This window comes from Herpetosiphonaceae bacterium, from assembly GCA_036374795.1.
In the GTDB taxonomy this organism is placed as follows: domain Bacteria; phylum Chloroflexota; class Chloroflexia; order Chloroflexales; family Kallotenuaceae; genus LB3-1.
The window spans coordinates 1-24,503 of sequence record DASUTC010000263.1 but is presented as its reverse complement, the minus strand read 5'-3'; the positions used below and the strand labels follow the sequence as shown (position 1 = coordinate 24,503).

General features: G+C 62.6%; 27 protein-coding genes and 1 tRNA gene. 17 read left to right on the top strand and 11 right to left on the bottom strand.

Annotation, left to right across the window (positions count from 1 at the left end; all coding sequences use genetic code 11):
• Positions 1 to 74: 74 nt before the first annotated feature.
• Complete coding sequence (locus VFZ66_19545) at positions 75 to 1,172, bottom strand: multicopper oxidase domain-containing protein (GenBank protein ID HEX6291387.1); 1,098 nt, start codon at positions 1,170 to 1,172, stop codon at positions 75 to 77.
• Positions 1,173 to 1,486: 314 nt separating this feature from the next.
• On the opposite strand from VFZ66_19545, the gene VFZ66_19540 reads away from it, so the two are divergent.
• A complete protein-coding gene (locus tag VFZ66_19540) occupies positions 1,487 to 2,323 on the top strand; it encodes an exonuclease domain-containing protein (GenBank protein HEX6291386.1) in 837 nt (278 codons plus the stop codon).
• A 2-nt stretch (positions 2,324 to 2,325) separates the two neighbouring features.
• On the opposite strand, the gene VFZ66_19535 is transcribed toward VFZ66_19540, so the two are convergent.
• On the bottom strand, positions 2,326 to 2,694 hold the full coding sequence (locus VFZ66_19535) for a metallopeptidase family protein (GenBank protein ID HEX6291385.1): 369 nt from the start codon (positions 2,692 to 2,694) through the stop codon (positions 2,326 to 2,328).
• Positions 2,695 to 2,853: 159 nt separating this feature from the next.
• On the opposite strand from VFZ66_19535, the gene VFZ66_19530 reads away from it, so the two are divergent.
• Positions 2,854 to 3,168 carry a non-heme iron oxygenase ferredoxin subunit gene (locus VFZ66_19530; GenBank protein HEX6291384.1) on the top strand — a complete coding sequence of 105 codons (315 nt, stop codon included), beginning with the start codon at positions 2,854 to 2,856 and terminating at the stop codon, positions 3,166 to 3,168.
• 199 nt (positions 3,169 to 3,367) lie between these two features.
• A complete protein-coding gene (locus tag VFZ66_19525; GenBank protein HEX6291383.1) occupies positions 3,368 to 4,465 on the top strand; it encodes a glycosyltransferase in 1,098 nt (365 codons plus the stop codon).
• A gap of 97 nt (positions 4,466 to 4,562) precedes the next feature.
• Here the strand turns inward: VFZ66_19525 and VFZ66_19520 are convergent, their stop codons facing one another.
• From VFZ66_19520 to rplS, 4 genes are all read right to left on the bottom strand, one after another.
• The gene (locus VFZ66_19520; GenBank protein ID HEX6291382.1) at positions 4,563 to 5,330 is read right to left on the bottom strand and encodes a DUF1186 domain-containing protein; all 768 of its coding nucleotides are present in this window, start codon (positions 5,328 to 5,330) and stop codon (positions 4,563 to 4,565) included.
• Positions 5,320 to 5,961 carry a ribonuclease HII gene (locus tag VFZ66_19515; protein ID HEX6291381.1) on the bottom strand — a complete coding sequence of 214 codons (642 nt, stop codon included), beginning with the start codon at positions 5,959 to 5,961 and terminating at the stop codon, positions 5,320 to 5,322. The genes VFZ66_19520 and VFZ66_19515 overlap by 11 nt, the downstream gene beginning before the upstream one ends.
• Positions 5,962 to 5,967: 6 nt before the next feature.
• Positions 5,968 to 6,645 (bottom strand): class I SAM-dependent methyltransferase, encoded by a 678-nt coding sequence (locus tag VFZ66_19510; protein ID HEX6291380.1) that lies wholly within the window; start codon positions 6,643 to 6,645, stop codon positions 5,968 to 5,970.
• A gap of 67 nt (positions 6,646 to 6,712) precedes the next feature.
• Positions 6,713 to 7,063, bottom strand: coding sequence for a 50S ribosomal protein L19 (rplS, locus tag VFZ66_19505; protein HEX6291379.1), 351 nt, complete (start codon positions 7,061 to 7,063; stop codon positions 6,713 to 6,715).
• 599 nt (positions 7,064 to 7,662) lie between these two features.
• Between rplS and lon the strand changes: the two genes are divergently transcribed.
• The 3 genes from lon to VFZ66_19490 all read left to right on the top strand — a co-directional run bounded on the left by lon (position 7,663) and on the right by VFZ66_19490 (position 10,891).
• Positions 7,663 to 10,113 carry an endopeptidase La gene (lon, locus tag VFZ66_19500; GenBank protein ID HEX6291378.1) on the top strand — a complete coding sequence of 817 codons (2,451 nt, stop codon included), beginning with the start codon at positions 7,663 to 7,665 and terminating at the stop codon, positions 10,111 to 10,113.
• Positions 10,114 to 10,371: 258 nt separating this feature from the next.
• Positions 10,372 to 10,461 (top strand) — tRNA-Ser (locus tag VFZ66_19495).
• Positions 10,462 to 10,651: 190 nt separating this feature from the next.
• Complete coding sequence (locus VFZ66_19490; protein HEX6291377.1) at positions 10,652 to 10,891, top strand: hypothetical protein; 240 nt, start codon at positions 10,652 to 10,654, stop codon at positions 10,889 to 10,891.
• 33 nt (positions 10,892 to 10,924) lie between these two features.
• Here the strand turns inward: VFZ66_19490 and VFZ66_19485 are convergent, their stop codons facing one another.
• From VFZ66_19485 to VFZ66_19465, 5 genes are all read right to left on the bottom strand, one after another.
• Positions 10,925 to 11,521 (bottom strand): hypothetical protein, encoded by a 597-nt coding sequence (locus VFZ66_19485; GenBank protein ID HEX6291376.1) that lies wholly within the window; start codon positions 11,519 to 11,521, stop codon positions 10,925 to 10,927.
• A 111-nt stretch (positions 11,522 to 11,632) separates the two neighbouring features.
• The gene (locus tag VFZ66_19480) at positions 11,633 to 12,388 is read right to left on the bottom strand and encodes a phosphate ABC transporter ATP-binding protein (GenBank protein HEX6291375.1); all 756 of its coding nucleotides are present in this window, start codon (positions 12,386 to 12,388) and stop codon (positions 11,633 to 11,635) included.
• Between the two features lie 186 nt (positions 12,389 to 12,574).
• On the bottom strand, positions 12,575 to 13,411 hold the full coding sequence (gene pstA, locus VFZ66_19475; GenBank protein HEX6291374.1) for a phosphate ABC transporter permease PstA: 837 nt from the start codon (positions 13,409 to 13,411) through the stop codon (positions 12,575 to 12,577).
• A complete protein-coding gene (gene pstC / locus VFZ66_19470; GenBank protein HEX6291373.1) occupies positions 13,408 to 14,328 on the bottom strand; it encodes a phosphate ABC transporter permease subunit PstC in 921 nt (306 codons plus the stop codon). The genes pstA (VFZ66_19475) and pstC (VFZ66_19470) overlap by 4 nt, the downstream gene beginning before the upstream one ends.
• Complete coding sequence (locus tag VFZ66_19465) at positions 14,325 to 15,143, bottom strand: phosphate ABC transporter substrate-binding protein (protein HEX6291372.1); 819 nt, start codon at positions 15,141 to 15,143, stop codon at positions 14,325 to 14,327. Before VFZ66_19465 ends, pstC (VFZ66_19470) begins: the two co-directional genes overlap by 4 nt.
• A gap of 495 nt (positions 15,144 to 15,638) precedes the next feature.
• Between VFZ66_19465 and VFZ66_19460 the strand changes: the two genes are divergently transcribed.
• The 11 genes from VFZ66_19460 to VFZ66_19410 all read left to right on the top strand — a co-directional run bounded on the left by VFZ66_19460 (position 15,639) and on the right by VFZ66_19410 (position 24,485).
• The gene (locus VFZ66_19460) at positions 15,639 to 16,715 is read left to right on the top strand and encodes a PstS family phosphate ABC transporter substrate-binding protein (protein ID HEX6291371.1); all 1,077 of its coding nucleotides are present in this window, start codon (positions 15,639 to 15,641) and stop codon (positions 16,713 to 16,715) included.
• 108 nt (positions 16,716 to 16,823) lie between these two features.
• A complete protein-coding gene (gene pstC, locus VFZ66_19455) occupies positions 16,824 to 17,789 on the top strand; it encodes a phosphate ABC transporter permease subunit PstC (GenBank protein HEX6291370.1) in 966 nt (321 codons plus the stop codon).
• On the top strand, positions 17,786 to 19,051 hold the full coding sequence (pstA, locus tag VFZ66_19450) for a phosphate ABC transporter permease PstA (GenBank protein ID HEX6291369.1): 1,266 nt from the start codon (positions 17,786 to 17,788) through the stop codon (positions 19,049 to 19,051). Before pstC (VFZ66_19455) ends, pstA (VFZ66_19450) begins: the two co-directional genes overlap by 4 nt.
• A gap of 4 nt (positions 19,052 to 19,055) precedes the next feature.
• Positions 19,056 to 19,850, top strand: a complete 795-nt coding sequence (gene pstB / locus VFZ66_19445; protein ID HEX6291368.1) for a phosphate ABC transporter ATP-binding protein PstB — start codon at positions 19,056 to 19,058, stop codon at positions 19,848 to 19,850.
• A 167-nt stretch (positions 19,851 to 20,017) separates the two neighbouring features.
• Positions 20,018 to 20,821 carry a phosphate ABC transporter ATP-binding protein PstB gene (gene pstB, locus VFZ66_19440; GenBank protein HEX6291367.1) on the top strand — a complete coding sequence of 268 codons (804 nt, stop codon included), beginning with the start codon at positions 20,018 to 20,020 and terminating at the stop codon, positions 20,819 to 20,821.
• Between the two features lie 23 nt (positions 20,822 to 20,844).
• The gene (gene phoU / locus VFZ66_19435) at positions 20,845 to 21,516 is read left to right on the top strand and encodes a phosphate signaling complex protein PhoU (GenBank protein HEX6291366.1); all 672 of its coding nucleotides are present in this window, start codon (positions 20,845 to 20,847) and stop codon (positions 21,514 to 21,516) included.
• Positions 21,517 to 21,594: 78 nt separating this feature from the next.
• The gene (locus tag VFZ66_19430; protein HEX6291365.1) at positions 21,595 to 21,930 is read left to right on the top strand and encodes an amphi-Trp domain-containing protein; all 336 of its coding nucleotides are present in this window, start codon (positions 21,595 to 21,597) and stop codon (positions 21,928 to 21,930) included.
• A 96-nt stretch (positions 21,931 to 22,026) separates the two neighbouring features.
• Entirely contained in the window at positions 22,027 to 22,587 is a 561-nt protein-coding gene (gene rsmD / locus VFZ66_19425; protein HEX6291364.1) for a 16S rRNA (guanine(966)-N(2))-methyltransferase RsmD, read from the top strand.
• A gap of 59 nt (positions 22,588 to 22,646) precedes the next feature.
• Positions 22,647 to 23,138, top strand: a complete 492-nt coding sequence (coaD, locus tag VFZ66_19420; protein ID HEX6291363.1) for a pantetheine-phosphate adenylyltransferase — start codon at positions 22,647 to 22,649, stop codon at positions 23,136 to 23,138.
• Positions 23,135 to 23,659 (top strand): hypothetical protein, encoded by a 525-nt coding sequence (locus VFZ66_19415; protein ID HEX6291362.1) that lies wholly within the window; start codon positions 23,135 to 23,137, stop codon positions 23,657 to 23,659. The genes coaD and VFZ66_19415 overlap by 4 nt, the downstream gene beginning before the upstream one ends.
• Before the next feature lie 277 nt (positions 23,660 to 23,936).
• On the top strand, positions 23,937 to 24,485 hold the full coding sequence (locus VFZ66_19410; GenBank protein ID HEX6291361.1) for a DUF177 domain-containing protein: 549 nt from the start codon (positions 23,937 to 23,939) through the stop codon (positions 24,483 to 24,485).
• The last annotated feature ends 18 nt before the right edge of the window (positions 24,486 to 24,503 follow it).

Genomic DNA, 24,503 nt, shown 5'->3' with positions numbered 1-24,503 from the left:
GAAACCGCGAACACCGGCCTACTCATCACATCGCGAACATGGAGCGTTTGCATGGTCAGCCTCCCGGCTGTAGCCTATTCCTCGATAATCAAGGCGTTGACCATACCAAACATGCCATGCTCCGACTCGGCGTGTGACAGGATGTGGCAGTGGAAGGCCCAGACGCCAGGATTATCACAATCAACGATCACATCCCAACGCTCGCCGGGCGCGACGTTCAACGTGTCGCACTCCCAGGGCTGCGGCTGCGCATAGCCGTCCTTCGCGACGACCAGATAGGATAGGCCGTGCAGGTGCATCGGGTGGATCATCATGCCCTCGTTCATGAAACGGATTCGCACTTTTTGTCCCAGCCTCGCCGTCAACGGCTGCGTCGCCGGAAAGCCCTTCCCGTTCCAGGTATAGCCGTGCGCAGTATCGTTCAGGATGACCGTATAATCCTTGTCATAGGCAGGCTCTTTCGACGGGTCTTTTGGCTCGACGATGAACGCACCCAGCAAGCCCATGCTCACCTGCTTGGTGGAGTTGTGATGTGAGTGGTACATATGCGATCCGGCGTTCGGCACGACGAACTCATAGGTGAAGGTTTCGCCAGGCCGGATCGGCGGCTGCGTGATGAAGGGCACGCCATCCATCTTGTTGGGCATTTTGACGCCGTGGACGTGAACCGCCGTGCTCTCGTCCAGCTCGTTTTTGACGATGATCCGCACGGTATCGCCCTGAGTGACACGGATCTCCGGGCCGGGCAACTGCCCGTTGTAGGTCCAGGCCTCAAGCTTCTTCCCCGGCTCGACTTCCCACATGACCGTTTTGCACGTGAGATCATAGACCTTGACCGTGCCGTCCATCCGTGGCTCAAGAAGCTGACCGCCGAGGCCCTCGGTCCTGGCGGGGAACGACTTAACGCCCGCCTCGTGCATGCGATCCATCTCTTCCCAGGCGTTGCCTGCGGCGGCTGTCGTTGCGGGCGCGGCCTGATGCGAGGCGTCTTGCGTGCTACCGGCGGGCGCGGCAGCGGTGGTAGCAGCCGGTGCCGTGCTGCTGCACGCGGAGAGAACCGTGGCTGCGGCGGGGATCGTCAGGCCAATGCCCATAGCTTTCAAAATATCGCGGCGGCTGCGAGGTTTGGTGGCGCTGTCTACAAGTTTATTCTTCAGGTCGTGCGAGTTCATGGATGTTGGACTCCTCAGGTCGTTATCATTGCTGGTGCTGACTGATGTTGATTGTAAAAGGTTCTCGCCCTTTCTTCGGGAATATTTATTTACCTGAGGTGATGGAGTCGCAACCGGAGAACAAAAGAACAAAAGAACAAGGGAACAAAGACTTAACTCCTTTGTTCCCTTGCTCCCTTGTTCCCTTATTTGCTGCCCACCGCAGGTAGGAGAGCGGCACAGCATAATGGCGGCTGCGCGGTGGTCAGGATAGGGCATGTCCAGGCTCGAATATGCATAGCGCACTCGATCGCGAAATGCTATACTTGTAGCATATGAACTCCTCTGAACGTAATCGTTTATTGCAACTGCCGCTCCACGAAGTTCCGTTTGTGCTCTTCGACGTGGAAAGCACCGGCCTTGAACCACAGAACGGCGACCGCGTATGTGAGATCGCCCTGATTCACTGGCAGGGCGGTGTTCAGCACGGCAGCTACCAGACGCTCATCAATCCAGGCAGGCCAATCAGCCCGGACGCTTTCGCCGTCAATAACATTGGCGCGGATCTGCTGGTCAGAGCGCCGTCGTTTGCCGCGATCAGCGATACGCTGCTTGAGCACCTCGACGGCAAGGTGCTGGTCGCGCATAACGCGCCCTTCGACTTTTCGTTTCTCAACGTGGAACTGGTGCGGCTGGGCAAGCCCGTGCTCAACAATCCGCTGATCGATACCCTCCAGCTGGCGCGCACCTTCTTGATCCACGAGCGCTACAACCTCGCGGCGCTCTCGCGTGCGCTCGGCGTCGAAAGTCCCTCGCACCGCGCAATGAGCGATGTGATCGCGCTGAAGGCGCTGCTGGTGCATCTGCTTGATCGGCTGCGGATGCTGGGCGTCTCCACGCTCGACGATCTGCTGCGCGCGCAGCGGGGCCTCCTGCCGGGCGATCCGGAGCCGCCCGCGCCGCCCGCGCTGCTGACCGCGCTGCGCGAGGGTCGTAGGCTGCATATTACGTATCACACCGGCGGCGGCGATGCGGTTGCCCGCGATATTCTCCCGCTTGAGCTTCAGCGCATCGGCGGCATGCACCGGCTGATCGCGTTTTGCTATCTGCGCAACGCCCAGCGCACCTTTTATCTGGATCGCATCGGAGAGCTCGATCTGGTAGACGAGTAGCGCTAGTACGCGCCCAGCTCATGCAGCCGATCGTCGTCGATGCCGAAGTAGTGAGCGATCTCGTGGAGCACGGTTCGGCGAATCTGCTCGCGCAGCCGCTCTGTCTGCGGAAAGTCGCGCAGCAGCGGCTCTCGAAAGATCGTGATCGTGTCGGGCGCGACCATGCCGTACGAGTGGGTGCGCGCCGGGAGGGGCACGCCCTGGTACAGGCCGTAGAGCGTCTGCCAGGGCTTGATCCGCACCGCCCGCCGATGCTCTAGTCGCGGACGCGCCTCGATCAGCACCTCGATATTCTCGAACGCCTCGGCAAACTCAGGCGGTAGCCCCTCCAACACCTCGACGACGATCTGCTCGAATGTTTCTTCATCCATCGATGCTTTCCTTGGCTGAGATTGGTCGATGTCACCTATCGTGCAGTGTACGTTGCTTGTGCTGGCGTGTCTAGTCTTGCGCGCGCCGTCGATCGTGAGTACACTGCTTGCGGTTCATGCCCTGCGAATCCGTGATAGATGGACTGTGAGCGGCGATCTATGCAAGAAGTGATCAAAGTGGCGACGCGGGATCAGATCCCGCCGGGCCGCATGCTGTATGCGGACGTTGACGGTCTGCCGATCGCGCTGGCGAACGTGGACGGCACGATCTATGCGTTCAGCGATTCCTGCCGCCACGCGGGCGGCTCGCTCTCGTCTGGCGTGCTGCGCGACGACGTTGTCACCTGTCCGCTCCACGGCTGGGCCTATAACGTCCGCACCGGCAAATCGGTGATTCCGCCGATCGGGCTGCGCGTGCCGACGTATGAGGTGCGCTTCGAGGGCGACGACGTGCTGGTCGTGGTCGAGTGGTAATCTATCCCCGCCGCGCCTGAATTGCGCACCCTAAAAGCTCGCATGATCTGCGACGCAGCTTTGCCGCTCGATCGGGCGGCATTTTGCTTGCTATGCTCCGGCGTTTGTGCATAAGCGATGGATCGGAGGAGCTGTGAGGGTGTCAAAGATGGTTGACCGCCGCGCGTGCCCTGCTGTGGATGGGAGCGCGCGCTAGCCTATGCTGCTGCAATGTGTGACGGCCTGCTATCTGGCGCTGCGTACGGTGCTGACCTACGGCCTGCTCCGCCGCCCGGCGCGAACCACTGCCCGGCCCAGCGTCTCGATCGTGGTTGCGGCGCGCGATGAGGCGGCCACGCTGCCCCGGCTGCTCGACGCGCTGCTGCGGCAGAGCTACGCCGATTATGAGGTGATCGTCGTGGACGATCGCTCGACCGATGCGACGCCCGACGTGCTGCGCGAGCGGCAGGCGCGCGATCCGCGCTTGCAGGTGGTGACGGTATCGGAGGTACCTGAGGATCGCACGCCGAAGATCCATGCGCTGAGCCAGGGAATCGCACGGGCGCGCGGCGCGGTGCTGCTGCTGACCGACGCCGACTGTCGCGTGCCGCCGACCTGGGTGGCTGGCATGGCCGCCTGTTTTACGCGCGATGTCGGCGCGGTGCTCGGCTACGTCGAGCTGCACGCGCCGAACGGCACGCTGCTGGAGCAGCTTCAGGCGCTGGATTATTTCTCGATGATGGCGACGATGGCGGGCGCGACCAATCTCGATCATCCGGTGGGCGCGGCGGGCGCGAATCTGGCCTACCGACGCGCCGCCTACGATCAGGCGGGCGGCTTCGAGCAGATGCTGCCGGGCGCGGTCGCCGACGATATGGTCTTGCTCCAGCATGTGCTGGATCGCACCGTTTGGCGCGTCGCGTTCTGCGATGATCCGGGCACGTTTGTCTCTACGACAGCCGAGCCAACCTTACGGCAGGCGCTCGATCAGCGGGTCCGCTGGATGGCGGGCGGCCAGGAGGTGCTGCGTCATAATCCGGCGCTGCTGGCGACCAGCCTGTTGATCGGGCTGCTCAACGGGCTGCTGCTGTCGTTCCCGATCTTGCTGGCGCGGCGTGACTTACGGCGCGCGCTCGCGCAAGCGCTGCTGGGCCGCGCGCTCGGCGATGCGGTGCATCTGGGCGTGGCTGCGGCGCGCTTTCGGCGCTGGGATCTGCTGCGCTACCTGCCGCTGTGGATCGTGCTGCAAGTGCCCTACACGGTGCTGCTGCCGGTCTACAGCAGCGTGAGCAACTGGTCGTGGAAAGACAAGGCTTGATTGAGCTGCCGGGCGCGCCATCGGGCCGGGGGTGTCCCCCACAAACTTCCCTTGCTAACAACAACAGCGGGACTCGGCTAGCCGAGTCCCGCTGCGCCTAGTAGTAGCCGCTCTCGCGAGCCATCTCGGCCATGAGCCGCTGCTGCTCCTCGGAGTACGGCCCGTGCTGCTCGTAGCGCTCGGCCAGCGTGTGCAGCGCGCAGTTGAGTTGCGGCTCGACCTCCGATCCGAGCAGCAGTTGGCGCGCGTCCGCCGCCGAGATCACGTCGCGATCGACGCTTTTGGTGCGGAAGGCGTCCATGATCTCGGCGTAGGCGTCACGGGCCTTGAGCTGCGCCAGTGCCGCGACGAGGTAGCCCTTCGCGGTGCTATCGCTCTCACGGCTGAAGCGCTCCCGCAGCTCTGTGACGACCTGATCGCGCAGCTCAGACGTGATCGTCGCCAGGTAGCTCAGGGCGGCATAGGCCGCGCCGCGCTGCTTGGGCGGCGCGGCCTGGTCGTCGGCGACGCCCAGGATCACCGGCAGCGCGTCGGCTCCAAAGCGCGCGACGATCTGCGGCGCTTCCTGTGCCCACAGGAATGCCGCCTGGGTCTGCGCGTCGTCGAACTGGAGCGGCAACTGCCGCAAGATCGGCTCGGCGGCACTGCTCGCCTGGAACTCGCCCAGGAGTCGCAGCGCGTGGAGCGGCCCCAGCCCGCCGGGCTCTGCTTCCAGCAGCGTGCGTGTCTCCAGCGCCAGCGCCAGCAGCGGCTCGACCGCCTCGTCGCCGCGCTCTAGAATCGTGCTGATCGTGCGCTCGCCTGGCCGCAGCCCCGCCTTGCGCAAAGGCTGAACCAGATCGGCGGTCGGAGGATTATGCTGCATCAATCTGCTCCTTTTCGCTGATATGCCACAGTGGGCGGAAGCTACGGCGATGCAGCGGCGTTGTGCCATGCGCCGCGATGGCATGGGCATGGAGCGCCGTGCCGTAGCCTTTGTGCATCCCGAAACGAAATGCCGGATAGCTACGATCGAAGTGCGTCATCAGCCGATCGCGAGCGGTCTTGGCGATCACCGAGGCTGCCGCAATGCTCAAGCTGGCGCTATCGCCCCGCACGATCGCGCGCTGTGGCAGCGGACAGCCCGGCAGGCGCAGCGCGTCGATCAGCAGCGCGTCGGGCAGATGCGGCAGATGCAGCACCGCCAGCTCCATCGCCAGCCGGGTGGCCTCGACGATCCCGAACCAGTCGATCAGATGCGCGGGAACGATCCCGACGCCGATCCCTGCCGCGTGCTGACAAATCACGCCTTCGAGCGTCGCGCGCTGAATCGCGCTAAGCTGCTTCGAGTCGTCGACGCCTGCCAGCAGCGTCGGCTGAGCCAGAACAGCCTCGCCCAGCACCACGGCAGCCGCCACGACCGGCCCGGCCCAGCAGCCGCGCCCGGCCTCGTCGATTCCGGCGATCGAGCGGTAGCCCTGCGCTTGCAGCGTTTGTTCTTCGTCTATCGTCGGCATACGCCCTTATTGTACAGCCGTCCGTCCAGGCGATAACCGCAGACCGGCGGCTTTAACGCCGCGCAAGATCTGTACGCGGCTGTGCGCGACATCGACCCACGTCTCGTGGACTTCAAAGCCTGCCGCCTCAAGCAGCCTGGGACGCGGATCGTCGGTGCGTACCTGCTGGGTTACGCGGTAGGCCACGTCCACGGCGGCGCTGTATGCGTCGCGGCGGGTAAAGTATGCCGCGTCGATCAGCACGATCTGACCGCCGGGCCGCAGCACGCGCCGGACCTCGGCAAAGGTTGCGGGATCGAGGATGTACTCGGCGGGAAACGTCGCTACCACATCGCTGAACTGCTCGGCGGCAAAGGGGAGATGCTGCGCGTAGCCGCGCAGCAGATCCGCGTGGCCGCCTGCCCGCTCGACCTTGCGACGCGCCAGCCGCAGCATTTGAGCCGAGGCATCCAGGCCGATCGCGGGGATCGCCCTGCGCCGCAGCGTGCGCTGGAGGTAGCCCGTGCCGCTGCCTAGCTCAAGCACGAGCACGCCCTGAAGCTGCGGCGCGGCGGCCTCGATCCAGCGCGACCACAGGCCGCGCGATACGATCGCGGCCACGAGATCATACATCCAGGCAAACTCGCGATAAAAGCGCGTAAAGGCCCAGCGCAGGAGCTGTCTGTAGAGATCTTTGCCCATCATAGGAAAGAACCAAGAACCGGGTTAGCAGCTCTTGGTTCTCAGCTCTTGGTTCTCGGTTCTCCGGCAGTTAGTAGCGGCGCTCTTTGATGCGTGCCGCCTTGCCCGACAGGTTGCGCAGGTAGTACAACTTGGCGCGGCGAACTTTACCCCGGCGCACGACCTTGATCGTCTCGACGCGGGGTGAGTGCAGCAGAAAGGTGCGCTCCACGCCGATGCCGTGCGCGCCGATGCGGCGGACGGTAAAGTTCTCGTTGATGCTGCCTGCGCGCCGCCGAATCACAACGCCCTCGAACTCCTGGATACGCTCGCGGTTGCCTTCGACAACCCGGACGCCCACCCGGACGGTATCGCCTGGCCCGAATTCGGGAATATCGGTGCGCAACTGGTCCTTAACAATTTCGTGTAGCAGATCGGCCATGAGAGTGGTCCTTTACGCCTCGCCACGCATCGAGACTTAAGATACAAGCAAAGAACAGCCGGATCAGGCGGCTGCGAACACCGGCAGGATGGGGTGCGTGGCCCCCAGACCAAAAAGAACGTAGAGGTAGGTGCCTCTACGTTAAAACTATCCGGTAATCGACGGCGATTATAGCATAGAGTTCGCGCTGTGGCAATGCGCATGCAGCGTCGATTGGGGGCATGGAGCGGGCCGGCATCAACTCGTCCTGGGCAAGACGGTACCGATGCCGAACTGCGCATTCGGGCTAAACGCGGTATAATACACTACCTGAGAATAACTCGTCTATGACGTGACAGAGCACCTATGCCGCGACCAACGGCGTCGCGGCAGCATTATAGATAGAGAGAGCGTTGACGCGGCGCCAGGGCGCCACGGGGCCGGGGTTTGGGAAAGGCCAGTCCCCGTTCTGATGCAGAATCGGCTGTTTCCCAAGACAAGCTCCTCCGCACCAGACAGAAGCGTAGGAGCGTTACTAGACGTTTGGAAGATGCCTCTGGCTGCGGCTAGAGATATGCTATACCATACGGGATTATGACCCGGAAAGAGGCGACAGATTCATGAGCGAGCAAACAACTCACGACGAGCAGACGCTTGAGCAGCGGACCAATGAAGAGCGTGTTCTTCCGCTCGTTGTGTTGGGCGAAATGGTCATCATGCCGCGTATTCCCGTGCCGCTCCAGGTAGGCAAAGGCAAGTCCTACCGCGCAATGGAGCGGGCGATGGAAGGCGACCGCGAAGTGCTGCTCATTTTTGTATCGGAATCAGAGATCGAGGGCTATAAGGGCAGCGAGCCGCAAAAGCTACCGCGTGTTGGTGTGATTGCCCGACTTGAGGAGTTTCTAAAGCTGCCCGATGATACCGTCCGCATTATTTTGGAGGGCATCGAGCGCGCCGAGATCGGCGAGTGTGTGCAGAGCGATCCGTTCTACATGGTGCGCTGCACGCCGCATCCCGATCCCGATGCCCAGGGGCCGAATGTCGAGGCGCTTGTCACCGAGGTCAAATCGCAGGTCGAAGAGATTATTAGCTTCATGCCTGAAGTCTCTCAGGAGGCCGTGGCGTTCGTGCAGCGCATCGAGCAGGCGGGCCATCTGGCCGACGTGGTTGCCTACGGTCCCGCGTTCGATTTCGAGGATCGCCTGGAGCTGCTCAACATGCTCGATCCTGAGGAGCGTTTGCAGCGCGTGCAGGTTGAGCTATCACAGCAGCTTGAGCTGCTGCGGCTGCGCGCCAAGATCCAGAGCGATACCAAGGATGCGCTGGACCAGTCCCAAAAAGAGTATTTTCTGCGCGAGCAGATGAAGGCGATCCGCCGCGAGCTTGGCGAGGACGATCTCGACGAAGATCCGATCGACGAGCTGAAGCGCAAGATTGCGGAGCTGCACGCGCCCGACTACGTCAAAGAGGCGGCGACGCACGAGCTGAAGCGGCTGATCCAGCAGGGCCTAAGCTCGCCTGAGGCCGGCGTGATCCGCACCTACATCGACTGGATCTTGTCGCTGCCGTGGGCCAAAGAGGAGCAGCAGCCGATCTCGCTGACCGAGGCCAAGCATGTGCTCGACGAAGATCACTACGGCCTGGAGAAGGTCAAGGAGCGTCTGCTGGAATACCTGGCCGTGCGTAAGCTGGCCGGAACCAAGATGCGCTCGCCGATCCTGTGTCTGGTGGGACCGCCAGGCGTCGGCAAGACCAGCCTGGGCAAGTCGATCGCGCGCTCGCTTGGCCGCGCGTTCGTGCGGGCCTCGCTGGGCGGCGTGCGCGACGAGGCCGAGATTCGCGGCCATCGCCGCACCTACATCGGCGCGATGCCGGGCCGGATCGTGCAGAGCATCAAGACCGCCAAGAGCAACCAGCCGGTCTTTATTCTGGACGAGATCGATAAGCTCGGCGCGGACTATCGCGGCGATCCGACCTCGGCGCTGCTGGAGGTGCTGGACCCTGAGCAGAACTCGACGTTCAGCGATCACTACCTGGAGATCCCCTTCGATCTCTCGCAGGTGATCTTCATCGCCACGGCCAACCAGCTCGATCCGATCCCAGCGCCGCTGCGCGACCGCATGGAGATTATCGAGCTGGGCGGCTACACCGAGGATGAGAAGCTGGAGATCGGCAAAGGCTTTCTCGTGCCGAAGCAGCGCGAGTTCCACGGCTTGCAGACCGAGCAGATGACGGTGACGGAGGCCGCGCTGCTGAAGGTGATCCGCGAGTATACCCGCGAGGCGGGCGTGCGTAACCTGGAGCGCGAGATCGCCGCGCTGTGCCGCAAGGTCGCCCGCAAGGTGGCCGATGCAGGCGATACGCCGGTCGAGGTGACGATCGACGCTGCGGATATTGCAGAGTACCTGGGGCCGGAGAAGTTCAGCTTTGGCCTGGCCGAGCAGAAGGACGAGATCGGGGTGGCGACGGGCGTGGCCTGGACGCCGACCGGCGGCGATATTCTTTCGTTCGAGGTGCTGCCGCTGCGCGGCAAGGGCGAGCTTCGGCTCACCGGGCAGCTTGGCGATGTGATGAAGGAGTCGGCGCAGGCGGCGCTCTCGTACGCGCGCTTCCGGGCCGATGAGCTGGGCATTGCCCAGACCTACTTCGACGAGCACGCGATCCATATTCACGTGCCGGAGGGCGCGGTGCCCAAGGATGGCCCGTCGGCTGGCATCACGCTCACGACCGCGCTGGTTTCGGCCATGACCGGCATTCCGGTGCGGCGCGACGTGGCGATGACCGGCGAGATCACGCTGCGCGGCAAGGTGCTGCCGATCGGCGGCCTGAAGGAAAAGACCATGGCGGCGCATCGCGCCGGGATCAAGACGTTCATCCTGCCCAAGGAGAACGTGAAAGACATCGTGGAACTGCCGCAGAAAGTGCGCGACGAGCTGCAACTGATCCCCGTCGAGACGATGGAGGAAGTGCTCAAGATCGCGCTGGCGCGGGCCGTATCGGGCGAGCGCACCACGCCGCTCCAGCCCAAGAGCGCCAAGAGCAGCAAGCGGGCAACGCCGCCGTCGGCGTAGCTGGTAGACGTATGTCGGAGACAGGGCAGGTTGTACGACCTGCCCTGTTGTGTTTATGGAGAGCGTAGACGCCGGGCTGGATGCGCAGACCACTGATCGCTGTCCGGCACCATCGGCGGCACCGCGATCATTGTGGCGCGATCGACGCTTGCGCAAAGTCGCAGTTTATGGTACAGTATGCGCCGTCACAATCACCTCGTGGCCCGATGGAACAAAACATCTCCAGTGGAGCAAGAGGCGTTGTTGACACCCCAATACGGAGGGATGTCAGAGTGGTCGAATGTGCCGCCCTCGAAATGCGGTAGGGTGTTAAAGCCCTCGGGGGTTCGAATCCCCCTCCCTCCTCCACACATGAGCAGCTTCGAGATCATCTCGAAGCTGCTTGTTCGTTCTTAACCTGCCGATGAGCCAGCCTTAACCTCTGCGCGCTATACTCCGATTGCAGAATACAACAGCCTTTTCGGGAAGCGAGGGAATTGTTGGATGACATCCCACACCTCCTGCCTGTCGGCACTGCCAGACGATCGGAGAGGAGCACATGATGGAAGTATTGCATAACCCACGCTTATCGCAGCTTGAGGCATGGCTGCGCGCGGGCTGGCAGATCGAGGAGCCGGTCTTGCAGCGCAGCGCGTATCATGGCGCTGCCGGACGGATCTGTGTTTTCGAGGTCGTGGTCAATCATTGCGGCGATCGACATGTGATTGCGCTGGCGGACGAACCCGATGTGTACACATTCCTCGATCGGCACCGGCTCGCGATTCTGGACGTATCCTAAAAGGGCTGACGCCTGCGCGCCAGCCCGTTGCAGCTACATATCGACGCCGCCGAAGCCGCCGCCACGGCTGCCGCCCTGATTGCCGCCGAGGCCGCCCTGGCTGCCGCCGAAACCGCCCTGGCTGCCGCCCAGGCCGCCGCTCATCATGCGCTTGACCGCCATCGCGGCAATGCCTGCCAGCGCGGCCTTTGCCAGCGGATTGCTCATCAAGCCGCCGCCCTGCCCACCGCCGACCATCTGCTGATTGCCGCCGCCCAGGAGCTGACCAAGCAGGCCGGGCTGCTGCTGCTGCATACGGCTCGTCACCTGGGCCAGATACCGAGGATCTTGCAGGCGATCATCGATGCCGTCGCCGTTCAGGTCGGGGACGTTGTAGCCCTGCTGCGTTGCTTGCTGGCGCAGATGATGGCCGAACTGCATGCGCTCCTGCGGCGACATCCGCCCGAACGCATCCTGCGCCGACTCCTGGTAGACATCGGGCGGCAGATGCGGCGCGACCTGCTGATAGCGCTGGTATGCCTCATCGTCGGAGATGCCGTCGTAGGGCGAGCCCTGGTCATAGCGGTTGATAAAATCCTCGTACTGCTGCCGTCCCTGTCCGCCGCCGAGCAAGTTTTGAAGCAAATCCATTCTTCTCCTCCTCAATCCTTTATGGCAAGATATGATCTACCTCTCTGCATGTCTCGTGCCAGCCATCGAACGGCCTGATCCTGGGCGCAGGGCGCGCTCCCAAAGCGTCGCCTAGCCGAAGCGCCCGGTTATATAATCCTCGGTGCGCCGGTCGCGCGGGTTGGTGAAGATCTGCGAGGCGGGTCCTGCCTCGATGCACTCGCCCATCAAAAAGAACGCGGCGTCATCGGCGATACGACCAGCCTGCTGCACATTGTGCGGCGCGATCACGATCGTGTACTGGCGCTTCAGCTCGATCAGCGCCTCCTCGATCTTGGCTGTGGAGATCGGATCGAGCGCGGCGGTCGGCTCGTCCAGCAGGATGACCTCCGGCTCCAGCGCCAGCACCCTGGCGATCGACAGGCGCTGCTGCTGCCCGCCGGAGAGCGACTGAGCGGGCGAGTTCAGGCGATCCTGAACCTCGTCCCAGAGCGCCGCCGCTTGCAGCGCGTGCTGCGCAATATCGTGAAGCTGCGACTGTGAGCGCACGCCGCGCATCCGGGGGCCGTACACGATATTGTCGAAGATCGTCATCGGCAGCGCGACCGGCAGCGCAAAGACCATGCCAACCCGCCGTCGCAGCGCGGCGACATCGATGCCGGGCGCGTAAATATCCTGGCCGTCGAGCAGGATGTGCCCGCCGCGCGTGCCTGGCTCGCCGATCTCGTTCAGCCGATTCATCGAGCGCAGCAGCGTAGTCTTGCCGCCGCGCGCCGGGCCGAAGATTGCCAGAATGGAGTTGCGCTCGACGTTGAGCGTCACATTGCGCAGCGCCGACTCGTCGCCGTAGCTGTATGAAAAATTGTCGATCTGGATCTTAGGTGCCATAGCTCATGCGCTGCCTTGTTTCGAGTGCAAAGTTCAGGCCATCATCCGGCCCAGAGGGCGCCCGCCGTCTCTCGATTGCATCCGCGAGGGGAGCATCCGGAACGTGGTTCCTGGTTCTTGGCTCTGACCTTTTGTTGCTTTATTCCCTTGATCCCTTGTTCTGTCGTTTCTCAGTTCTTGGGCGCATTAGCGACGGACCGCATGGGCCACACTGCGCGTGATCAGCGCGTTCGCCACCACGTTGATGATCAAAATGCTGATAATCAGCACTGCGCCCGTCGCGTACGCCTTTGGCAGCGAAATGCCCTCGACCGCCAGAATATAAAAGTGGACCGCCATCGTGCGCGTCGGCGAGAGGACCGAGGTAGGAATGTTGAGCGCGGTACCCGCTGTAAAGATCACCGCTGCCGTCTCGCCTACAGCCCGTCCGAAGCTCAGGATCACGCCGGTGATGATGCCGGGCAGCGCGTTGGGCAGCACCACCGTGCTCACCATCTGCCAGCGCGACGCTCCCAGGCCGTAGCTGACCTCGCGGTAGGAAACCGGCACCGCGCGGATCGCCTCCTCGGTGGTGCGAATGATCGTCGGCAGGACCATCAGCGCCAGCGTCAGGCCACCGGCTAGCAGCGACCAGCTCAGGTGCAGCCGCGTCACAAAGAAGATGAATCCGAACAGCCCGAAGATGATCGACGGCACGCCCGCCAGCGAGTCGGTGCCGAAGCGCATCAGCGTGGTCAGCGCGCTGGGCCGGGTGTACTCCGTCAGAAAGACCGCCGCGCCGACGCCGAGCGGCACCGCCAGCACCAACGAGAGCGCGCCCAGCGCCAGCGTGCCCAGGATCGTCGGCAGGATACCGCCATCGCGGCCCTGCGCCACCGGACGACCCGTGAGGAACTCAAAATTGACGTAGGGCAATCCCTCGCCAAGAATGTAGACAATAATCACCGCCAGGATGATGATCGTGATGCTGGCGGCGAGCCAGAGACAGCCAAACGCCAGCCGCTGCGTGTGTTGGCGCTTCATGGATTCCTCCGGGCCGAGGTCGTGGCGCGCCGCGCAGCGACCGGCGGGCGGTAGGCGATCCACCGCTGCCAGAACGTGACGCGACCGGTGAGCACATTTGCCAGGATGTTCAGCAGCATAATCAGCATAAACAGCACCACACCAGTGGCAAAGAGCGCCTCGCGGTGCGCGCCGCTGGCGTAGGCCAACTCAAGGCCAATGTTGCTGGTCAGCGTCGTCGCCGACTCAAGCGGCGAGCGCGGGATCTGCAGGGCATTGCCGAGCATCATAATCACCGCCATCGTCTCGCCGAGCGCGCGGCCCATTCCCAGGATCACGCTTGCGACAATGCCGGAGCGCGCGGCTGGCACCAGCACGCGCCAGATCGTCTGCCAGTGGGTCGCGCCCACCGCCAGCGAGCCGTCGCGGTAGGCGAGCGGTACGGCCCGCAGCGCATCCTCGGAGATACTGATAATGCTCGGCAAGATCATAATGCCCAGGATCAGCGCGGCGGTCAGCACGCTCAGGCCGGGACCGCCAAAGGTCGAGCGGATCAGCGGCGAGAGGATCGTCAGGCCGATAAAGCCGTAGATCACCGAGGGAATGCCGGCCAGCAGTTGAATCACCGGGCGGATCAGCATCGCCAGGCGCGGCGGCGCGATCTCGGCGGAGAAGATCGCCACGGCTAGGCCCAGCGGCACGCCGACCATAATTGCGCCGAGTGTGACCCACACCGAGCCAAGGATCATCGCGCCGATGCCGAAGCTCGGCGTTTTGGCGCTGGGATTCCACATGCTGCTGAAGAGAAAATCGCTCAATCCAACCCTGAAGATCAGCGGCAGCCCGGCCTGGAAGATGAAGAAGGTGATGATCGCCAGGGAGGCGATCGATACCAGGGCGGACAGAAATAAGAAGAAGCTGATCAGACGCTCTTTCATTGCGCATCCGCTCCTTGAATCAGCCCGGCTTGGACCAGTTCATGCTGGCCTTCGGGCGACAGCACATACTGGAGGAAATCGGCAGCCAGCGGCGATAGCTGCGCGTTCTTGCGCTGCACGAACAAAAACGGACGCACCAGCTTGTAGCTTCCGCCCATCACCGCCTCCGTCGACGCTTGAATGCCGTCGATCGATACGGGCTTCACCGTCTCGTTGACGATGCCCAGCGAGATATAGCCGATCGCGTCGGGATCGCCAGCGACCAGCTGGCGCACCGCGCCGTTCGATCCCTGGCGCAGCGCGCGTGGAGCGGGCAACTCCTTCTCCATCACCAGCTCCTCGAACGCGCCGTACGTGCCGGAGCCAGCCTCGCGCGTCACAATATCGATCGGAGCGTCCGGCCCGCCGACCTCGCGCCAGTTGCTAACCCTGCCGGTAAAGATGTCGCGAACCTGCGCCGTCGAGAGATTGGCGATCGGGTTCGTCGGATGCACGATGATCGCCAGGGCATCGCGGGCGATCTCAAACGTCTGAAGCTGCTGCTCCTCCTCGGGCTCAAGATGCCGCGACGACATGCCGATCTCGACAGTGCCCTCAGTCGCGGCCTGAATCCCGGCGCTCGATCCCAGCGCTTGAATGTTGACTTTGGAGCCGGGGTGCGCTTGTTCGTAACGTTCGGCTACTTGCTCGGCGAATGGCCCGACAGATGTTGATCCCGTGAGCGTGAGTTGGCGATCGGCGGCCTGCGTTGCTTGACCGCACGCCGTCAGTATCCCGACGAAACTAATCAGGATGCATAGAGTTCGGATGCGCATGTACCTAGCTTTCCTGCAAAACAGCGGTTCGCAGTATACCATAGCTCTTAAGAACCGCTTAACAATAGCAAGACCTGGGCACGCAGCAGCGCAACAGAGCATGAGTACGAGGGCAGCCGGATCGATCTGGCTGCCCGTGTATCTTAAGGCGCGAGGTTTAGCACAGGCTTAACAACCAGATAATCGAGCGTTTACAAGGATCTGCGAGATTACTGCTATGGGCAAACGGGGGCTTGATGAGCGGGCGACCAATCGGTCGTCCGCTCGTCGCTTGGACGGGGATGCTTCGAGGATGATCGTACAGGAGCGCGAAGGGCGGATGGCTCCGGCGGCGGCTGCGACACATGGCTCGCGTTTTCTTAAGGAACAGGCCAGCGCTTAACGAACGCTTAACCCAACCATAAAGGCGGCATAACTCTTACCCGTTACAGTTATCACAATCGAGTTCATGGGCATGTCTGATCCAAAGGACTCATTGAGGAGGCTACCGAACGTATGGCTTACGTGTTTCGTGTATTGATCGTCGCCGTCATGATGGTGAGTATGCTGGCTGCCTGCGGCAGTGCCGATTCTACCGGACAAACCGGCGAGTCATCGCCCGCAGCATCCCCGGCAGCTACGATAGAAGCATCGCCCGCTACAGAAACTTCCCCCGCAGCCAGCGCCGCAGCGACCAGCGCTGCGATGACCGCAGAAGGCGTCGAACTGCCGGAGGTTGATCCGGCTGCCGTGAGCGGCAACGTCGTCACATCGGGTAGCTCGACGGTCTTTCCGCTGACCCAGCGCATGGCTGAGCGCTTCCAAGAGGAAGGCTATACCGGCACGATCTCGGTCGACGAGATCGGCACCGGCGCGGGCTTTCAGCGCTTCTGCGAGGCGGGCGAGACTGACATCGCCAACGCCAGCCGCGCGATCAAAGACGAGGAAACGCAGAAGTGCGCCGCGATCAACCGCGCGCCGATCGAGTTCCGCGTCGGCACCGACGCGCTGGCGGTCGTGGTCAGCAAGGACAACACCTTCCTCAGCGCTCTGACGCTGGAGCAGTTGGGCAAGATCTACACCGGCGAGTTCAAGCAGTGGTCGGATGTGGATGCGAGCTATCCCGCCGAGCCGATCCAGATCTACAGCCCCGGTACCGACAGCGGCACCTACGACTACTTTGTAGAAGAGGTGCTCGGCGGCGACGAGGAGAAGGTCAAGCAGTTCCAGGCGCAGAACCCAACCCAGAGCGAGAACGACAATGTGCTGGTGCAGGGCGTCGAGAGCAGCCCGAACGCGATCGGCTACTTCGGCTACGCCTACTACCTGGAGAACAAAGGTCGGCTGAAGATCCTGGCGCTCGATGGCGTCGAGCCGACCGAGGAGACGGCTGAGAACGGCGAGTATCCGCTGGCCCGCCCGCTCTTCATCTACAGCACGGCGAGCATCATGAAAGAAAAGCCGCAGGTCGCAGCCTTCATCAGCTTCTACCTGACGACTGTCAACGACGAAATTGTCGATGTCGGCTACTTCCCGGCCAGCGAAGAAGCGCTCAGCAAAGCCCGGCAGGCGTTTCTGGATGGGACCAAGTAATCGATCTCAAGCCCGGTAGTGCAGGCCGAGGATGCGAAGCATGCTTCGCGTCCTCGCAGCCGTGCTTACGGAAGGTATGCGGCGAGTAAGACAAGAAGGAGCGGATGCATGGAACAGCGGCTCAATGCTGCGGCACAACGCGCCACCACTGCTACGACCCAGCGTGATACCACGATGTATCTCAAAAAGCGTGCCCGGATCGGCGAGATGATGATCCAGGGTGTGTTGTTTCTGTGTGGCATGGTTTCGATTTTGACGACGATCGGGATTATTGTCGTTCTGAGCAACGAGGCATCTCTGTTCTTTGCGGATTCACGAGTCTCGCTTGTCGATTTTCTGACCGAAACGCTCTGGCAGCCGTCGATCGGTCAGTTCGGCATCCTGCCGCTGGTCAACGCGACGCTGCTGTCGTCGCTGATCGCGATGCTGGTGGCGCTGCCGCTTGGCCTGAGCGCCGCGATCTACCTGAGCGAGTACGCATCGCCTCGGATGCGTGGCATTCTCAAGCCGCTCCTTGAGGTGCTGGCAGGCGTGCCGACGGTGGTCTATGGCTTCTTCGCGCTGACGTTTATGACGCCGATCTTGCAGCGGATCTTCGGCAAGGGCACCGTCGATTTTCAGAACGTGGCCTCAGCGGGCATCGTCATGGGCATTATGATCATTCCGATCATTAGCTCGATGAGCGAAGACGCGCTGAGCGCGGTGCCGCGCGCGCTGCGTGAGGCCGCGTACGGCCTGGGTGCGACCCGGCTTGAGGTGGCGACGCGGATCGTGGTGCCCGCCGCGCTGTCGGGTATCGTCGCGGCATTCATCGTCGGCGTCTCGCGCGCGATCGGCGAGACGATGATCGTTGCGATTGCGGCGGGCGGTCGTCCGTTCTTTACTTTCAACCCGTTCAAAGCGGCGGAGACGATGACCGGCCATATCGCACGGATCAGCGGCGGCGATATTAGCTACGGCTCGATCGACTATACCAGCGTGTATGCGATCGGCCTGACGCTGTTCGTGATGACGCTGGGCCTGAATATTTTGAGCCAGCGGATCGTGCGGCGCTTCCGAGAGGTGTATGAATGAGCGCTGAAGAGACGGACCTGCAACCGGCGACAAACACGAATCTACCCTTCGGCGACGCGCTCCAGCGCAATATCGCGGTTCGCCGCAGAATCGGCTCGATCTGGCGTCGGCTGCTGCTGCTGTCGCTGATCGTGGCGCTGACGGCGCTGGGGCTCCTGCTCTACAATATCGTCGATCGCGCGTTTGGCTACGTGGCGCTTGAGTATCGCCGCCCGCCGACCGAGCTGCTGAGCAACCGTCCGCTGGAAGCGGTTTCGCAGCAAGACCTGATCGCGATCATCCAAGAGAACGTCTCGCGGGGCCGCTTCCGCACGCTGAATCGCGAAAGCCCGCTTGAGCAGCGCAGCAAGGACGAGGTCTACATCGTGCTGCTGGAAGAGGTCGCCCGCCAGCGCGTGGTACATAGCTGGTCGCTGACCGACTCGCTGCTGCGGCGCTCGCTGGTTGCGGAGACGATGCGCGAGGACTATCCCGACGCGACGCTGGAGTTTCGCTCGTGGCTGAGCTGGGCCTTTCTGAACACGCCGATGTCGAGCCGTCCCGACTTCGCGGGCGTGCGCACGGCGATCCTGGGATCGCTGTGGATGATCTGCCTGACGATCCTGATCGCGTTTCCGCTGGGCGTCGGTGCGGCGATCTATCTTGAGGAGTATGCCGGACGCAACCGGCTGAACCGGATCATCCAGACCAACATCAACAATCTGGCGGGCGTGCCCTCGATCATCTATGGCATGCTCGGCCTGTCGATCTTTGTGCGCGCGCTCAACCCGATCACCAGCGGGCAGATCGTCGGCCTGGACAACGACAATGGGCGGACGATCCTCGCGGCAGCGCTGACGATGGCGCTGCTGATCCTGCCGCTGATCATCATCAACGCCCAGGAGGCGATCCGCGCAGTGCCGATCTCGCTGCGGCAAGCCAGCCTGGCGCTCGGCGCGACCAAGTGGCAGACGATCTGGCATCACGTGCTGCCGGTCGCGTTTCCAGGTATTCTGACCGGCAATATTCTGGCGATGTCGCGGGCGATCGGCGAGACAGCGCCGCTGATCGTCGTCGGCGCGTCGACCTATATCGTCACCGACCCGGACGGGCCGTTCGCGCGCTTTACCGCGCTGCCGATCTTAATCTACAACTGGACCTCCCAGCCGCAGGAGGAGTTTCGCAAGATCGCGGCGGCGGCGATTATCGTGCTGCTGGTGATGCTGCTCTCGCTCAACTCGGTGGCGGTGATCCTGCGCAATCGCTTTCGGAGGAGCTTATAAACCCATGACTCAGGCTGTTCCTAACGGCTCGTGCGCGATCGAGTCGCGCAATATGCATATCTTTTACTCAGGCTTCCGCGCGGTCAGGGACGTGAGCTTGCAGATCGCGCCGCAGCGGATCACCGCGCTGATCGGTCCGTCGGGCTGCGACAAAAGCACGGTGCTGCGCTCGTTCAACCGCATGAACGATCTGGTACCCGGCGCGAGCGTCGAGGGCGAGGTGCTTTTCCACGGGCGCAACCTGTACGATCCGTCGGTCGATGTGGTGGAGGTGCGGCGCGCGATCGGCATGGTTTTTCAGAAGCCGAATCCGTTTCCCAAGTCGATCTACGATAACATCGCGTTCGGTCCACGGATCAATGGCTGGCGCGGCTCGACCTCCGCGATGGACGAGCTGGTCGAGAGCTGCCTGCGCCGCGCGGCGCTGTGGGACGAGGTTAAAGACAAGCTGCGACAGTCGGCGCTGTCGCTGTCGGGCGGCCAGCAGCAGCGGCTCTGCATCGCGCGGGCGCTGGCGATCGAGCCTGAGATCATCCTGATGGACGAGCCGTGCTCGGCGCTCGATCCGATCGCGACGCTCAAGATCGAAGAGCTGATGTTCGAGCTGCGCCGCCAGTACACGATCGTGATCGTGACGCACAACATGCAGCAGGCGGCGCGCGCCTCCGACCACACCGCGTTTTTTATGATCGACGAGGATCGAGCCGGAAGGCTGATCGAGTTCGGCGATACCAATCAGCTCTTTACCAGGCCGCGCGATAAACGCACCGAAGACTATATTACGGGACGCTTCGGCTAGGGATAGTTTCAAGTTTCAAGTTCTGAGTTCCGACCCTCCCCCGGTTCGGGGTACCCTTTGGGTCTGGCACCCGGCTCCTGGTTCTCTCGCTTGCGGGCTGCTCCAAATCATGGCACACTAAAATCATGGCTTTCTCAAAAACTCGTGTGGATGATCTGGAGTACTCTATGCCGCAGGCCCCGTTCGTTCAAGTTGCGCCAACCGCCGCGACCTCGTCTGAGCTGCCGGTAAAAATTGACGTTCAGCACCTCAATTTCTTCTACGGCGCGAAACAGGCGCTCTTCGATTGTTCGCTGCCGATTCGCGAGCGGACGATCACGGCGCTGATCGGTCCGTCGGGCTGTGGCAAGTCGACGTTCTTGCGCTGCATCAACCGGATGAACGATACGATTCCGGGCACGCGCACGGAGGGCAAGATCATTCTGGACGGCGCGAATATTCTCGATCCTGAGGTCGACGTGGTTGTGCTGCGCCGCCTGGTGGGCATGGTCTTTCAGCGGCCCAATCCGTTTCCCAAGTCGATCTACGAGAACGTGGCGTTCGGGCCGCGCGTGCTGGGCATGAAAGTGAACATGAACGAGGTCGTCGAGCGCTCGCTGCGCCGGGCGGCGTTGTGGGACGAGGTCAAAGACAAGCTGCGACAGTCGGCGCTGTCGCTGTCGGGCGGCCAGCAGCAGCGGCTCTGCATCGCGCGGGCGATTGCGGTCGAGCCGGAGGTGATCCTGCTGGACGAGCCGGCCTCGGCGCTCGATCCGATCGCGACGCTCAAGATCGAGGAGTTGCTGATGGAGCTGAAGCGCGACTATACGATCGTGCTGGTGACGCACAACATGCAGCAGGCGGCGCGGGCCTCGGATCGAACGGTCTTTTTCCTGCTGGGCGAGATCATCGAGGACTCGACGACTGACGATATGTTCAACCGGCCCAAAGACAAGCGAACCGAAGATTATATCACCGGGCGTTTCGGCTAAGCCCGACGGCCCGCGACGCTCGCATGATTCCACGCGCTCACTATATCCACGAACTCGGCGAAGTTCAGCGCGCGTTGCTCCAGCTTGGCGAAGCGGTACAGCGCGCGCTGGTGCATGCGATGGGCGCGCTGGCGCGCGGCGATCTGGCGGCGGCCCGGCGGATCATCCGCGAGGACGACGATATCGACGAGCGCCGCGCCGCTGTCGAGGAGCGCGCGCTGCATCTGATCGCCGCACAGCAGCCGTTCGCCACCGATCTGCGCTTTTTGCTGGCGGCGCTGCGCATAGCGGACGATCTGGAGCGCATAGGCGATTACGCCGAGGGCATTGCCGCGCTGGTGCTGCGCAGCGCCGACGAGCCTACGCTGGAATTGCCGCATGAGCTGAATCTGCTGACCGCGCAGGTGCAACAGATGCTCAAGCTGAGCGTGGCCGCCGTTGTTGAGCGCGATTCCAGCGCCATCGACGACCTGCGCCGCGCCGACGATCTCGCCGACGAGCTGAATCGAACGATCCGCGCGGCGATGCTGCGCCGAATTCAGTCCACGCCCCACCAGGCGACGCGCGCGCTGTATTTCCTCTTTGTCGCGCATAATCTCGAACGGATCGCCGACCGCGCGGTCAATATCGCCGAGCGTACCGCGTTTATCGTGACGGGCGCTCAGCCGAAGCTCGGCGAGGCGCGTGACTCGTGAGGGTCGGTAGCCCGTGGAGCGGCGGTGGCATCCTGGTTGCTGCTGGAGAGCCAAACAACGAGCAGGAAGGAGCAATCTATGCCGCAGCATCCGGGACATCAAAAAGAGGAAGAGTTGGGCTGGCACATGACCGGCTCGGCGCGCGAGATCGGCGATATTCTGGCGGAGTTTGCGCAGGAGTTGCGCAGCGGCGATGTGAACGTGTGGAAGGGCCAGCGCGAGCTGCATCTCTCGCCGGAGGGCAAGATCGACCTGCGGGTTGAGGCGATCGTCGACCAGGACGGACGCGAGGGGCTGCATATGAAGCTGCACTGGGATCGAACGTCTGCGGCAGCCGACATGCACAGCGGCGCGAACATGGGCCTTGAGCTGGGCGGCCAGGGCAAGCTCGGCCAGGACTCGACCAGCCGCTAGCGCGGCGTCAGGCCAGCGCATCTGATCGGAACAGCACCGTGGCAAACGCTTGAGCTGGTTGCCCGTTTGCTGTTCTTGCTTTATGCTGTACCAACTATGCGTGTCATCACCGGATCTGCTAAAGGCCATAAGCTCAAAGGCCCGCCCGACTCGGGCACCCGTCCGATGCTGGATCGAGTCAAGGAGTCGCTCTTCTCGATCCTGTCGGGCTACGACATCATCCAGGGGCGGGTGCTGGATCTTTTTGCCGGGACCGGCTCGCTCGGCATCGAGTTCTTGTCGCGGGGCGCGGAGTGGGCCGACTTCGTCGAGCAGCGCGCGCCGGTCTGTAAAGTGATCCGCGAAAACCTGGCGCATACCAAGCTGGCCGATCGGGCCAGGGTCCACCAGTCGAGCGTCGAGACGTGGATCGCGCAGGCGCGGGGCGAGGCCTATGATATAATCATGATGGACCCGCCCTATGCCAGCCCCACGATCGAAGCGACGATCGAGGCGATTGCGGCCTCGCGGCTCGTCAAGGACGGAACGATCGTGGTCGTTGGGCATTGGCCGCGACTGACCTTGAAGGAGCGGTACGGCAGCCTGGTGCAACACACCACCCGGCGTATCGGCGATAGCTCGTTTAGTATCTACGAGTATATTCAAGACAGCGATTGACGCCGGGATCGCCTGGTGCGGTGCGCGTGTCGATCCTATCCATATCATGACAGGCCGCTATGGCAACAGCTATCTATCCCGCCAGCTTCGACCCGATTACCTACGGCCATATCGACGTGGCAACACGCGCGGCTGCAATCTTCGATACGTTGATTCTCGCGGTCTACGATCGGCCACTCAAAAACCTGCTCTTCTCGACCGACGAGCGGGTACACCTGGCCGCCGAGGCGGTCAAGCATCTGCCCAACGTGCGCGTCGATACCTATAGCGAGCTGACGGTCGATTACGCGCGCCGGATCGGAGCCAAGGTGATCGTTCGGGGGCTGCGCGCCGTGACAGACTTTGAGCATGAGTTTCAGATGGCGCATATCAACCACCGGCTCTATCCTGAGGTCGACGTGGTCTGCCTGATGGCAAGCCAGGAGTACAGCTTCTTGTCGTCGAGCGCTGTCAAGGAGATCGCGGCGCTGGGCGGCAATGTCGAGTTTATGGTCGCGCCGCATGTCGAGCGGGCATTGCGCCGTGTGTATGGACGGAAGGATGCGACATGAGCCAGTCACCCCATGAGCCAGAAAATCTGCTCGAATCGCTGCTCTCCGATCCGCAGCATCCGGCAGCCGATCAGTCCGCAGCGCCGGGGCAGCCGCCCGAAGACGACGATGTCGATGCGCTGATCGATCTGCTGGAGTCGCTCGTCGGCGAGGGGCGGCGCGTGCCGTTTGGCCGCAAGCTGATGATCGACGAGGATCGGCTGATGGATATTGTCGATCGGCTGCGGACCGCGATTCCGGCTGAGGTGCGGGACGCGCACCGGCTACTCGACCAGCGCGATCAGATTTTGGATGATGCCCGATCCGAGGCCCGGCGGATGCTGGAAGAGCGCGGCCTGCTGGAAACGTTCGAGAAGGAGCGTCGTCAGATGCTGGATGAGGCGGAGCGAGACGCCGAGCGGATTCGGACCGAGGCCGATCGCTACGCGCGCAGCGTGCTGCTTGAGCTTCAGGAGCGGCTCGACAAACTTCAGACCAGCGTGCGCAACGGCATCGCGGCCTTGCAGGGGGATGGCTCCTAGACGAGCCAGGAACCAAGAACCAAAGAACAACGGCTTAGCTTCGTTGTTCGCATGACCCCGTGTGCACGTGATCCCTTGTTCCCCCGAACCCTCATCCCCGGCGCAGCAGCTTCACGGTATGGCATGTGCTATCCTGGCGCTCCAGGCTGATCAGAGCGGCGGCTACGGCGGGCGGGCTATCGCGTTAATGTTTGACATGGCCTTACACAGCCGCTATAATAAGAACTCTAGAAGCCGTCCTCGGACGGCTTCACGATTGTTTGAAAGGCACCTGACCATGTCTGAGTTTCGCTTCAGTGTTTCACAGCTTTTGCAGGAGCCGACAGGGGCCACCCGGCAGTATGAGCTAGACGATGCGCAACTCGTCGTGGATGATACCTTGCGTATGCAGCCTGTCGCCGGGCGGGTGCGTCTGACACGCACGCCGAAGGGCATCCTGGCGGATGCTACGGTGCGGGGCAATATCGAAATAGAGTGTGGCCGCTGCCTGACACGGTACCAGCATCCGCTGTCGTTTAAGTTCAGCGAGCAATATTACCAGACCGTCAACGTCACCACGGGCGCGCGCCTGCCGCAGCCCGAAGAAGACGATGCGTTTCTGATCGACGAGACGCACAAGCTGGATCTTGGCGACGCGATGCGGGAGTATGCGCTGCTCAACCTTCCGGCAGCGCCGCGCTGCCAGGATGAGTGTAAAGGGTTGTGCCAGCAGTGTGGCAAGAACCTGAACGAAGATCCGTGCGGCTGTGAAACCGAGACGATCGACGATCGCTTCGCCGTGCTGAACAAACTGCTCGGCGAGCCACGATCAAATACTAACCATTAAGTGTTCGAGAACGCGCGG